This window comes from Globicatella sulfidifaciens DSM 15739 (assembly GCF_900167405.1).
GTDB classification, from domain to species: domain Bacteria; phylum Bacillota; class Bacilli; order Lactobacillales; family Aerococcaceae; genus Globicatella; species Globicatella sulfidifaciens.
In genome coordinates, this window is record NZ_FUWO01000015.1 from 19,644 (window position 1) to 33,113 (window position 13,470).

General features: G+C 35.5%; 10 protein-coding genes. All 10 read left to right on the plus strand.

What is annotated here, in order from left to right; genetic code table 11:
- Window positions 1–814: 814 nt before the first annotated feature.
- The 10 genes from B5D12_RS07900 to B5D12_RS07945 all read left to right on the plus strand — a co-directional run bounded on the left by B5D12_RS07900 (window position 815) and on the right by B5D12_RS07945 (window position 12,930).
- Window positions 815–2,257: an aminotransferase class I/II-fold pyridoxal phosphate-dependent enzyme gene (locus B5D12_RS07900; RefSeq protein ID WP_078756336.1), complete on the plus strand. Its 1,443-nt coding sequence runs from the start codon at window positions 815–817 to the stop codon at window positions 2,255–2,257.
- A gap of 124 nt (window positions 2,258–2,381) precedes the next feature.
- Window positions 2,382–3,221 (plus strand): polyamine aminopropyltransferase, encoded by an 840-nt coding sequence (speE, locus tag B5D12_RS07905; protein WP_078756308.1) that lies wholly within the window; start codon window positions 2,382–2,384, stop codon window positions 3,219–3,221.
- Between the two features lies 1 nt (window position 3,222).
- Window positions 3,223–4,068, plus strand: a complete 846-nt coding sequence (gene speB, locus B5D12_RS07910) for an agmatinase (protein ID WP_078756309.1) — start codon at window positions 3,223–3,225, stop codon at window positions 4,066–4,068.
- Window positions 4,069–4,225: 157 nt separating this feature from the next.
- Entirely contained in the window at window positions 4,226–5,425 is a 1,200-nt protein-coding gene (locus B5D12_RS07915) for a saccharopine dehydrogenase family protein (RefSeq protein ID WP_078756310.1), read from the plus strand.
- Between the two features lies 1 nt (window position 5,426).
- A complete protein-coding gene (gene nspC / locus B5D12_RS07920; RefSeq protein ID WP_078756311.1) occupies window positions 5,427–6,575 on the plus strand; it encodes a carboxynorspermidine decarboxylase in 1,149 nt (382 codons plus the stop codon).
- Between the two features lie 282 nt (window positions 6,576–6,857).
- Window positions 6,858–7,508: a sensor histidine kinase gene (locus B5D12_RS07925; protein ID WP_234982947.1), complete on the plus strand. Its 651-nt coding sequence runs from the start codon at window positions 6,858–6,860 to the stop codon at window positions 7,506–7,508.
- 632 nt (window positions 7,509–8,140) lie between these two features.
- Window positions 8,141–9,262: an ABC transporter permease gene (locus tag B5D12_RS07930; protein ID WP_078756312.1), complete on the plus strand. Its 1,122-nt coding sequence runs from the start codon at window positions 8,141–8,143 to the stop codon at window positions 9,260–9,262.
- Between the two features lie 9 nt (window positions 9,263–9,271).
- Window positions 9,272–9,943 (plus strand): ABC transporter ATP-binding protein, encoded by a 672-nt coding sequence (locus tag B5D12_RS07935; RefSeq protein WP_078756313.1) that lies wholly within the window; start codon window positions 9,272–9,274, stop codon window positions 9,941–9,943.
- 1,208 nt (window positions 9,944–11,151) lie between these two features.
- A complete protein-coding gene (locus B5D12_RS07940; RefSeq protein ID WP_078756314.1) occupies window positions 11,152–11,487 on the plus strand; it encodes a hypothetical protein in 336 nt (111 codons plus the stop codon).
- Window positions 11,488–11,970: 483 nt separating this feature from the next.
- A complete protein-coding gene (locus tag B5D12_RS07945; RefSeq protein WP_078756315.1) occupies window positions 11,971–12,930 on the plus strand; it encodes a DUF697 domain-containing protein in 960 nt (319 codons plus the stop codon).
- The last annotated feature ends 540 nt before the right edge of the window (window positions 12,931–13,470 follow it).

Here is a 13,470-nt window from a genome sequence, read left to right on the forward strand (position 1 = left end):
GTATTTTATGGCGGTAGGGGTTTCTTTTAGCTTTTGAAAATGAAGGATTACGGTAAATATTAAGCAACCAACTAAGTGCAATATGGCTGCTTTCTTATTACAAAATGCAGAAGTTTATGTGTGGGCATCAAAACCAAGCATCCGCATAGCTAAAAGGATAAGCTTTCAAAGTTTTAGCCTACGCATTGAATTGGAAACTAAAAAATACGAACACTTATCCCCATATAAAAATAAAACTAAAAATACAATTGACATGTTATTTATTGAATGTTAATATTTAGCATGTCAGTGAACGAACACTGCGAACGAGAGCGGCGAGTAAATACTTTTGCCAAACTTATTGCTGTTTATTAAGAACAGGTTTGAAGTAGTAAACGGACTCTTTAAGGGGTCTATTGAAGAGATGGATATCTATCTGTCGACTCAAATTTTTTATAACATAATGTTGAGGCATTGTGCTTGTGAAAACGATAGTAAGAGTAGTAAAAGTATTGCGCTATATAGACTCTTCGTTCTACAAATGAACTTTAAGGGGACCGTGTGTCCTCATAAGAGTTTACGTATTTTTAATTTATTAAAAACGAATGTAGATAATTGTAGACCAGGCAGAAAATGCTTGGTCTATTTTTTATGTATAAAATAGAAACAAAGGGTAGTCAATTATATTTGAACGAAGCAACTGCAATCAAACGCAATCAACGCATCCGTATTTGAATAAGTAGTCTAAAAATATAAAGTTACCAAAATTTTGACATCTTATTAAGAATCATCAACTGTTAACCCAAAGGAGTGAAATAGGTTGGATCAAACAAGAATGCCGATCGTAGAGGCATTAAACGAATTAAAGCGACGACGTATCGTGCCATTTGATGTACCTGGACATAAAAGAGGCCGTTCAAATAGTGAGCTAAAAGCTTTTATTGGTGAAAAAGCCATCACAATGGATGCCAATTCAATGGAATTATTAGATAACTTAAGTCATCCCGTATCGGTTATTAAAGAATCCGAGCTTTTAGCGGCTGAGGCATTTGGCGCCAAGCATGCCTTTTTTATGGTCAATGGCACCACCTCGGCCGTACAAAATATGGTTTATTCAGTGGTAAAAGAAGGACAAAAAATTATATTACCGCGCAATGTGCATAAAAGCGTGATTAATGCCCTAGTCATGTGTGGTGGTATTCCAGTCTATGTGGAGACTCCTTATAATGCTGAATTAGAAATTTCAACCGGTATGCCACTTGAATACGTCGAACAAGCGATTTTAAACCATCCCGAAGCAGTAGCCGTTTTAGTGAATAATCCGACTTATTATGGGATTGCGTCCGATTTAAAAGGTATCACCGACCTAGCACATCAACATGGATTGAAAGTATTAGTCGATGAAGCCCATGGCACACATCTCTATTTCGGCAAGCATTTACCGATTTCAGCAATGGCTGCCGGTGCCGATATGGCTGCTGTTTCCATGCATAAATCAGGTGGCTCTTTGACCCAATCTTCTTTCTTATTAGTAAATAATGAAATAGATCCGGAATATGTCAGAAATATCATTACCCTGACTCAAACCACTTCCGCCTCTTATTTATTAATGGCCAGTTTAGACTTAGCACGTAGCCACTTGGCATTAAACGGGGCAGCTACATTTGATAAAGTCGAACAATTGGCAGATTATGCCCGTAATGAAATCAATGCGATTGGTGATTATTACGCTTATTCTAAAGAAATCATCGACGGTCATGGGATTGCTGACTTTGACCAAACCAAATTAAGTATTAAAACCACCGATACCGGATTAACTGGTATTGAAGTCTATGATTTATTACGTGATGAATATGATATCCAAATCGAGTTTGGAGATTCAGCTAATATTTTAGCCTATATTTCTGTGGGAGATCGTATCCATGATATTGAACGACTGGTGAGTGCCTTAGCTGAAATTCGTCGTCGCTTTAAAAAGACCAAAAAAGGTTTGTTAGTCTTTGACATAGCGAAAACTGAAGTGGCCATTTCACCACGTAGAGCCTTTTTCTCAGAAAAATACCCACTACCATTAGCTGAAAGTGTCAACCAAATTGCCGGCGAAATGGTCATGTGCTATCCACCAGGCATTCCAATTGTGGCGCCTGGAGAACTCATTACTCAAGAAATCATCGATCATATTGAGTATGCTCGTGCCAAAGGGTGTTTCTTAATGGGAACGGAAGACCCAACCTTACAAAACATTCAAGTCGTGAAATATATGCTTAAGCAAAAGTAAAAATAACTACCGAATAACCCATTCGACAAAAAAATAGCTTGAAGAAAAATCAAAACAGGCTATTAATGATCTAGCCAACAAAGCAACATCCAAACCAACCAACAAACACCAAAGGGGGAATAATATGGAATTATGGTTCGATGATTATCATCAAGAAGACGTCAAATTAGGCATTAATGTGCAAAAAGTCGTCCACACCGAACAAACGGAATACCAACATGTCGCCGTTTTAGACTCGAGAGAGTACGGGCGCATTTTAACGCTCGATGGCGAGTTAATTACGACGGAGAAAGATGAGTATTTCTACTCTGAAATGATGGCGCATGTGCCACTGTCAGCCAATCCCAACATAAAAAATGTCTTGGTCATCGGTGGCTGCGACGGTGGTGTATTATGTGAATTAGAAAAGTACCAATCGATTGAAAATATTGATGTAGTAGAACTGGATCAACGCTTAGTCGAAATTTGCCAAGAACATTTACCGGAAACCCGACCTTGTTTCGATGATCCACGCGTGAGTTTATACATTCAGGATGCTTTAAAATTTGTGCGCCACTGTGAAAATACTTATGACTTAATTATTGTCGACTCAGCCAATCCCTTTGGTTTAAATGAATCCTTATTTACCCGTGAATTTTACGGCAATTGTTACAACGCTCTAACAGAACAAGGAATATTATTGTCACAACAAGTTAATGGCTTTTATAACGAAGATGTCGAAGCCTTCAAACATGTCATGAGTCGCTTAAAAGCAGTTTTTCCAATTAATGAGACGTATATGATTTCAGTGCCATCTTATGCAGCAGGTTATATCTTAGCTGGTTTTTCCTCTAAAGGAACGAGCTGGCAAGTCGATGAAGCCAATGTCCGTCTTCACCGCGAACAGATTGAAACCATTTATTATAATTTACCTTTACACCAAGCAGCTTTTGCCTTACCTAATTATTTAAAGGAGTTGACCTAATATGAAACCTAACATTGAAACCTTTATCGCTTGTGATGCAAGCTTTGAAGAAGCGACCACAGTCATCTTTGGTGCGCCATATGATTCAACCACCTCTAACCGACCAGGGACTCGTTTTGCGCCGAAAGCGATTCGCAATGATTCTTTTGGCTTGGAAACTTATAGTCCGTATCAAGATAAAGATTTATCGGAAGTGAAAATATTTGATTCTGGAGACTTAGAATTATCTTTCGGAAGAGTAGATTTGGCTTTACAGGATATTGAAAATCATGCCCGTGAAATATTATCGGCCGGCAAAAGACCGTTAATGATTGGTGGCGAACATTTAGTTACTTTAGGTCAATTTAGAGCTGTCGCTGAGAAATACCCCGATGTTTGCGTGATTCAACTAGACGCACACACAGATTTACGTCAGGAATACTTAGGTGCTGAATTATCTCATGCAACGATTATCCGTCGGATTTGGGATATGGTAGGCGATGACCGGATTTACCAATTGGGTATTCGTTCTGGCGAAAAAGCTGAATTTGAATTTGCTAAAGAACATACCCATTTAACAAAATTCAATCTGACAGGCTTATCAAAAGCAATCGCAGATTTAAAAGATAAACCCGTTTATTTAACGATTGATCTTGATGTGTTAGATCCGTCTGCCTTTCCTGGAACGGGTACACCCGAAGCCGGAGGCATTGACTTTATGACCTTATTACAAGCGATTATCGATATTGCCCAATTAAATGTTGTGGCAATTGATGTGAATGAGTTATCCCCGCATTATGATTTGAGTGGTGCTTCAACTGCTTTAGCAACCAAAATCATTCGCGAAATTTTATTAGCCTTTAACTAAGAAAAATGAGCTTAATCGCCTTAACTACAAGCTGTCTAACCGGCTTACAACGTTAAAAGAACCCAATCATTATTAATTAAGATAAATGAAAGTCGAATCAAGAAGACAAAAAAGATTAAAATAAAATAATTTAGATAATAACCGAGGAGGAAAGTAAATGGCAAAAGCATTAATTATCGGAGCAGGTGGCGTTGCGAGTGTCGCAGCACATAAATGTGTGCAAAATAGTGAGGTATTCACAGAATTGTGCATTGCTTCTCGTACAAAATCAAAATGTGATGCGTTAAAAGAAAAATTAGATGGCAAAGGGACCCTTATTACCACAGCACAAGTTGATGCGGATGATGTGAATCAATTAATCGCCTTAATCGAACAGGAACAACCTGATATCGTCATCAACTTAGCCTTACCATACCAAGACTTAACTATCATGGATGCTTGTTTAGCAACCAAAACTCACTACTTAGACACCGCTAACTACGAACCAAAGGATGAAGCCAAATTTGAATATAAATGGCAATGGGCTTATCGTCAAAAATTTGAAGAAGCAGGTATTACCGCTATTTTAGGTTCAGGCTTTGATCCTGGTGTTACAGGCGTCTTTTCCGCTTATGCTCAAAAACATTACTTCGATGAAATTGAATACATCGATATTTTAGACTGTAATGGCGGTGACCATGGCTATCCTTTTGCAACTAACTTTAACCCAGAAATCAATATTCGTGAAGTGTCTGCCAAAGGTTCTTATTGGGAAAATGGCGAGTGGATTGAAACCGAACCTATGGAAATCAAACGTGAATATCATTTCGACCAAGTAGGCGAAAAAGATATGTATTTATTACATCATGAAGAATTAGAATCTTTAGCTTTAAATATTAAAGGCATCAAACGTATTCGTTTCTTCATGACTTTTGGTCAATCGTATTTAACGCATTTGAAATGTTTAGAAAATGTGGGGATGACATCTATCGAACCGATTATGTTTGAAGGGCGCGAGATTGTGCCAATTCAATTTTTAAAAGCTGTCTTACCAGACCCGTCAACTTTAGGTCCGCGCACAGTAGGTAAAACCAATATTGGCTGTATTTATCAAGGAACGAAAGATGGCCAACCCGTGAATTACTATGTTTACAATGTATGTGACCACCAAGAATGTTACCGTGAGGTTGGTTCACAAGCCGTTTCTTATACGACGGGTGTACCAGCAATGATTGGTGCCATGTTAGTGTTAAATGGTACTTGGGCTAAACCAGGTGTCCATAATGTAGAAGAATTAGATCCGGATGCTTTTATGGAAGCTTTAAATGAGTGGGGCTTACCGTGGCAAGAAGACTTCAACCCGGTATTGGTAGACTAAGATGACAGAGCGCAACATACCTTGGGCAGTTGACCAAGTCGCAACGCCCGCTTTTGTAGTCGAAGAAAACTTATTACGTCATAACTTAGAAATTCTAAAACAAGTCAAAGAGGCTACAGGGTGTAAAATCTTACTTGCACAAAAAGCCTTCTCGATGTATTATTTTTATCCCATGATGGCACAATATTTAGATGGGACTACTGCTTCAGGAAGCTATGAAGCTCAATTGGGGCATGAGCATTTTCCAGGCGAAGTTCATGTTTATTCGCCGGCATTTCGTGATGAGGAAATGAGCGAAATATTGCCCATCGCGGATCATATTGTGTTCAATTCCTTTACACAATGGCATCGATTTAAACACTTAAAGAATCAAACAAAAGCTAGCTTTGGATTAAGAGTTAATCCAAATATCTCAACTCAAGATGGCCATGCAATCTATGACCCCTGTGCACCAGGTTCGCGCTTAGGCATTTTAGTAACCGATTTTGAAGGACAAGATCTAACAGGTATTGACGGCTTACATTTCCATACCTTATGTGAACAAGACTCTGATGATTTGGAGACAACCTTAGAAGCGATCGAAGCTCAATTTGGTGATTTATTATATCAAATGAAATGGTTAAACTTCGGTGGTGGCCATCATATTACTCGCCCAGGCTATGATATTGAACGCTTAATTCGCCTAATTAATCATATGCAAACGCGATATGATTTAACCGTCTATTTAGAACCAGGTGAAGCTGTCGCGTTAAATGCGGGTTACTTAGTCGCTTCGTTTTTAGATATTACCCACAATCAAGGCGTAACCAACGCCATCTTAGATACTTCAGCTACTTGTCATATGCCGGATGTACTCGAAATGCCGTATCGACCACATATTATTCGTTCAGGCCAACCAGATGAAAAAGCTTATACTTATCAATTGGGCGGACCGACTTGTTTAGCAGGGGACATCATAGGGACATATTCCTTTGATCAACCACTCGCAATCGGTGACAAGCTTATCTTTTGTGATATGGCAATCTATTCGATGGTCAAAACGAATACCTTTAATGGCATGCCCTTAGCCAAAATAATGGCCGCTGACAGTCAAAATAACCTCAGCATCGTTAATCAATTCGATTACAATGAGTTTAAAAGAAGACTATAAAACATGATTAGCATTTGTTTATAAAATAGAACCTCAAGAGTTAACTGAAAAAAGACAAAGAACAGAATTGAATTTTCTCCATTGGCGAAAATTTGATTCTGTTTTTTTAACTAAAGTTCAATAATAAATATACGGAATAATAAAAATTTACTTTGTTTTTATAAGCAATGGAATATATAAAAGTACCAATCAAAGTTCTAAATATTAAAATATGGAGCTTTTTATTTTAAATACGATTAGATTACCTCTTTAAAATTATAAATTTCTATCGATGATATCGAAGTGAAAAATAAAGAAATCATCAAACTCGAACAGATGAAGTATGACTTTTTAAGAGGTTCGTCGCATGAATTGAAGACACCATTATCACGGATGAAAATTATTTTAGAAAACATGAAATATAAAATTGGCAAATATAAGGATCGTGATTTGTATATCGATAAATGTTTGGATATTACTAATGAGTTAACGTATAATATTTCACAAATTTTAACTTTTTCATCTTTAGAATATTTAAAGGATGATGAGGAATGGGTTCCCATTAAGTCAGTGTTACATGCAGTCTTAGTAAAATATGATGAATTAGCCATGCGCAATCATTTGACCTTTAATAGTACCATTCAATCAGAACAACTACTAATTGGCAAAAAAGCACTCAATTTGGTCTTGTCCAATTTAATTAGTAATGCGGTCAAATATTCAGAACCGAATAGTGTCATCTCGATTGATGTCAAAAACGACTGGCTGTGTGTCGCCAATGTGACACATTCTGAAGTTGATTTAAAACCGCTAATGGACATCAAATTTGATTTGAATAAAGAAGATAGTCATGGTTTAGGATTATATATCATCAAAACGTTACTCAAAAATTATGGAATTGACTATGCAGTCGAAAATAATGAACGAATGTTCGTCTTCAAAATCAAATTGTAGGACTAATCGTGAAGCTTGTTAATGATACGGTGATAATTAAAGGAAATGTGCTATCAGCAGCCAGGCATCCGGTAGGAGCAATTGAGGAGTAGTCAATGTCAATGGTAACTTCCGTTAAAAATGGGCATCCTAAGAAAAAGTGACATAACCAATAACAGGTGAATTTCGTTAGGATAGTGTCGGAAATCTTAGTCCTTTTATGGATTAATAGCTTCCTAACATTAACGAAATGCAACCTGTTTTTTTGTGCTTGATTGATATAGAGATAAAGCTACCGGCAAGGCTATTCGATAAATAAGATATAAGTCTAGTTGCCTAGAACTTGACAATATCATTTTTGTAGTTTTACATCATAAATGTTGGAGAGGGAGCTAAGAGTTTACTATACATCTTTTAAGTTTAGTCATCTTTATTGAACCAAAAAAGAAGAGTAGGTAAAAAAATATAAGGCGATTCATTGATACTTTCGAGGACTTTGTTTGCTATTAGCTAATCATTCATATTCAACTGAAAATGGATTTTATTTTAACATCTATGAGATAAAGTGAAATTTTTAATTATATACAGTTGATGTTGATTGATTTAAAATATTTTATCTGTTACATTTATGCTATTCTATTTGGAGGTGGCAAATGTTTTTAGCACTAAAAGAAATAAAAAAAGAAAAGAAACGTTTTATCTTAATTATTAGCATTACTGTGCTAATTAGTTATTTGGTATATTTTTTAATGGGTTTAGCATATGGATTATCACAGGATAATACCAGTGAGATTGAAAGGTGGAATGCTGAGAGCATTGTTTTAAAATCAGGAGTCAATAAAAATATTCTTTCAAGTCAGTTAGATAAAGACATCTATTATGATTACGATGACCAAGAAATTTCAGCCATTAATATTGCACGTACCGTAGGGTATTTGAACGGCGAAAAAAGTGACGATACGACTGAAAATTTTGTACTGATTGGTATGCGTCAAGATTCGCCTATTTATCCGGAAGTTTTGGAGGGACGATTACCAGAAAATAGTGGTGAAATTATTGGCTCAATGTCACTTAAAAATGAATTGAATCTTAAGTTAGGTGATACGATCGAATTAAGTAGTAATGAAAATAAATTGAAAATTGTAGGTTTTTCTCAAGAAGCGAAGTATAGTGTTTCCCCCGTTATATATACTGATTTAGAAATGGCTAGTCAAGCAATGATGTTATTTAATCCTAATCGAAACTCTGAACAAGCGATTGATACCTATACGACACCTACACCCAATATGCCAGATTTAATATCAGCGATCATTGTTCATCAAAACAACGATCTTAATTCTAATGATGATGTAGAAGTCATTCCGGTGGATGAATTTATTCTAGCCCTTCCTGGATATTTGGCTCAAATATTAACATTTGGCTTAATGATTGGCTTTTTAGTGCTCATTTCCTCAATTATCTTAGGGGTATTCATGTATATTATTACTAATCAAAAAAGACAAACTTTTGCGATTATGAAGATTCAAGGCATCTCTTCAAGTTATATCGGAAAATCAGTATTATTACAAACGGTTATTCTTAATATCATTGGAATATCTATTGGATTAGGATTGAATCTTATCTCTGCTTATTTTTTACCAACTGCAGTACCGTTTGAAATAAATGGTTTATACTATTTTATTATCGCTTTATTAATGTTGCTATTCTCAATCGTTGGAGCTTTATTTTCTGTTAGTAGCATTGCCAAAATTGATCCATTGGAAGTATTAGAATAGGAGCGTTTTATGGAAATTATATCGTTTAAAAATGTTAGTAAAACATATTCAGATGGTCGTGAAACGATTGAAGCCTTGAAAGAAACAAGTTTTTCGATCAATTCAGGTGAACTAGTTGCTGTAGTAGGACCCAGTGGGTCAGGAAAAAGTACCTTATTAACGATGATGGGAGGTCTTCAAGCACCAAGTAATGGTGAAATAAATTTTTTAGAGAAAAATTTTTCGAAGCTATCAACAAAAGAAAAAGATAGTCTTAGATATGATAAAATAGGATTCATCTTACAGTCTTCCAACTTGATTCCCTATTTAACCATAGAGGAACAACTTATTTTGGTCGATAAGTTTGCAAAGAAAAAATATAATCGTCAAAAAGCGCAAGATTTGATGGAACAGTTAGATATATTAAAGAGAAAGGATTTATATCCATCTGACTTATCTGGCGGTGAACAACAGCGTGCTGCGATTTGTCGAGCGCTCTATACCGAACCGAAATTAATATTGGCCGATGAACCTACCGCTAGTTTAGACACTCAAAAAGCTAAAACGGTTGTAAAATTATTAAAAAAGATGACAGAAGGAACGGACCGTAGTACCGTAATGGTCACGCATGATGAGAGAATGCTAACCTATTGTGATCGCATTTTCCGAATCATTGATGGTCAGTTAACCATTGAAAAATAATTAGAAGTTGATTTAATCGTAGGGGCTATTTTATTCCTTCACCTCATGATAAAACCTTACAAAACAGGATGTTATCATGCTGATAAATAAACTTTATTTGATAGTTGAAAGTAAAAATTATTAATTGTTAAAAACCGAAAAAAAGTGATGAAGAAAATTTTTTAGAGGGGTTTTTAAAACTCACTCAAAAAAATCGAAGGTAATATGATGAATAAAATAGCTTCTTTTCCTACGGATCGATGACATTTTGATTTAAAATACTTAGTTTAAAGATATTGAATATATAGTGCAGGCCCCAATAGTTAGATAAATTCTAGCTTTGGGGTCTTTATGTTAAAAAATATATTCGCTTTCAGTCAACAACTAACTATGGAGTTTTATAAGAGAAGGTTAAAATCATGATGCGCCAACGATTATATTAGTAGAGAGGAAATAAGCTGTCCTACAGAGAGAATCAAAAAGTCTGATAAGCAAATAGTTTGTCTACTATTATTAGCGAAAAAATCAAAATTTGATATCTGTAATACTCAGCTTATTACTTCAATTTGTGCACAAACGAATTATAATAAAATACATGTGGTGAAAAGTGAGGCGAATTATATATTTCTTTAGACTTATGAGTATGATTGTGGTAATAAATATCCAGGTATTAATTTATCGCAATGCCAAAATAAAGTCGAACTACGGAGGATATATATTCAATCATTATCGGTATTACAGAATTATAAGATAGGGATAAATCCTATTTTGACAAACTATTTATGGAATGATTTGATGATTGATAAAATCATAAGCGACTATTTTAATTGAATGCTAGGCTAAAATTTAATAATTCCATTTGTTCCCTCTTAAATGTATAACAGAGTAGTTGAATCGATTTAAACTGCGTTTCAATGACTAGGTTCAGCCCTGCTAAAAGGTTTAGGGCTGGATGGAATAGGAGAAGCTTATCTATTTTTCTTCTTTTTTATTTCTTTTATGAGGACCTAATCAAGATTGCGAATAGATTAGATACGATTAGGTTTAGTCAACGAAAAATTACTGATGTCATCTCGAATAATGCTTATTGAGTTAAAATATTGGTAAAGGGAAATGGTGTCGATACTCATAGCCTTTGAGTAATAAATAGGGGACCTATCTTGTAAGCCAAACCGTTTCATTATAAAATAGAATATGAAAGAAATTAATAGTTGAAAGAGGGTGTCACAATGAAACAACTAGAAAAACAACAATACGACCATACCAATCACTATTGGTATGAAGTCGACCTTATGACTGAACATGAATATGGGCTAATCTTTAATACAGATACTGATACCATTCCGACTTTAGTTGAAACGATTAAAAAGGATATTGAAGCGGATAGCGAGGATAACCAGCATTTTTGGTATTTTGGACGTACCCTTGATGATTTGGTCTTGATGGTGCGTTATGCACATAATCAGTTTATCGTGCAAGTGAATGTGAAAGACTTTGAATTTGCCTTATGTTTAGACGAGCAAATCGGTTGGAAACAAGAGTTTTTAGCACAATTGACAGCATAAAAGACTATTAATATCGGTCGTGAGGCCGATTTTTTTATTGGTATTGTTCGGTAATATAGACTTAACACTTTATATTTTTAGTATTCAAGAAGGAGCTCTCATGCTTTAAAGTGCTAGTACCTATAAACATAGTTTGTTGTATGACTTCGTATTCAAAGACAGGGCCTTGAACTCCCATATCGAAAGCACCAAATCGTCTGGAATTAGTTCTTGGTATACTGTCGTATTTTCAGGAAAGGTTTTAAAGTTTCATGCCAAAATGCGCCAATTCGCATAGTCTTAGTTCTTGGTATGCTATTGTATTCTCAGGAAAGACTCTAAACTTCCATGCCAAAATGCGCCATCCCTATTGTTTTAACAATTTTTAAGCATTCGTACCCAATGTCCTAAGCATTAAAAGTCAAGAAAGATGATTCCCTTCACATTCGATCAGCTTTTTAAGATATAATAAGAGTGTGAATGAATCAGTAAAGGAATGATGAAATGAATAAATGGTGGCAAGATTTAAGTCGCTTATTAAAATGGCTCTTGTATTTCTTAGTAGCTATCTTTTCCCTTTTTATTGTTAACCAATTGATGTTGACTTATCAGTTCTTTAGCCAATTATTACACCCTATCATGGGGATGATTGTGGCGGGAATGTTATTAATTGGCCTTGTTTATCTGGGCTTTAAAATATACAAAACCTGGGGACAACAGCCCGAAATAGTTGAATTGGCAGATGATGCTAGTGAAGCAGAATTTCATATTTATTTGATGAAGGTCAAAGAAATCTTACAGGACAACCCTAATTTAGCGGATTTTGATTTTGATCAAACGGAGATGCCATTATCCAGTGTGATTGATAAAGCCTTTATCCAATTACATGAGCGCTCTTTACCATTAATCAAGGAAAATGCAAATGCGATTTTTCTTTCAACCGCTATCTCACAAAATGGTGTTTTAGATAGTTTTGTTGTGTTATTTTCGCTCCTACGAATGGTATGGCAATTAAGTAATTTTTATCAAACAAGACCTACTTTAAAAGGCATGGTCAAATTGTATATTCAAGTGGCATCGGTCGTTTTAATGGCTCGCACGATTGAAGATGCTGATTTAATTGAAGGCCAAATGGAACCTTTAATTACCTCGGTGATTGGCGAAAGTATCGCTTCAGCCATTCCAGGGATGGTTCCCATTACCAACTTAGTTGTCTCCAGTTTAATGGAAGGGTCGATTAATGCCTTCTTAACATTGAGAGTTGGCTTAATTGCCCAGACCTATTTAGGAATGGATCGCAACGAAGAGAAAAATAAAATTCGCCGTAGTGCGTCCGTTAATTCAATTAGCTATATGGGAGAAATCTTATCCAATAATAGTAAAGTTGTGTTGAAAACTGTCGGTAGTGCTGTTAAAAATGCGGGTAAAGGTATCATTCCTAAGAAATGGTTTTTTGAAAAATAAATTAAACGATAAAGAGTCTAAATAGCACCGATAAATATGGACTTTCTATTCAATTTTTTTAACGGCTTATTGCCTGTATGGTACAGGGGATAGGCCGTTTAATTTTTGTCCTATTTTTGATTTGACTGAACTTGTTGCTCTTTGTCAAATGTTGCGATTTAATCATTTTGTTCTTTGTCAAATAGTAAGAGTTTGGAAAATTTTGAGGCCGGGTATAAACTTGATATATTTAGTCAAGTTTATTGATCGTTAATTAATAGCGCAGTGGTTGAGTAGTCTAAAATGGCGTCTTAATGAGTAAGGTATAAACATAAAAAATTCAATCAGGTTATTATTGCTCGATATTTAAAAGCGCAGTGGTTGAGTGGCCTCAAACTGCGTCTCAAAGAGGTTAAAAATAAATTTGGTAAACTCAATCAAGTATTGTTATTAAATTAAAAACGCAGTGGTTGAGTGGTCTCAATCTGCGTCTTAATGACTTGCTTGAGACCTACTCAACTTTGCGGGGGTGGACAGACAAATCGAAAATCATTTGATTTT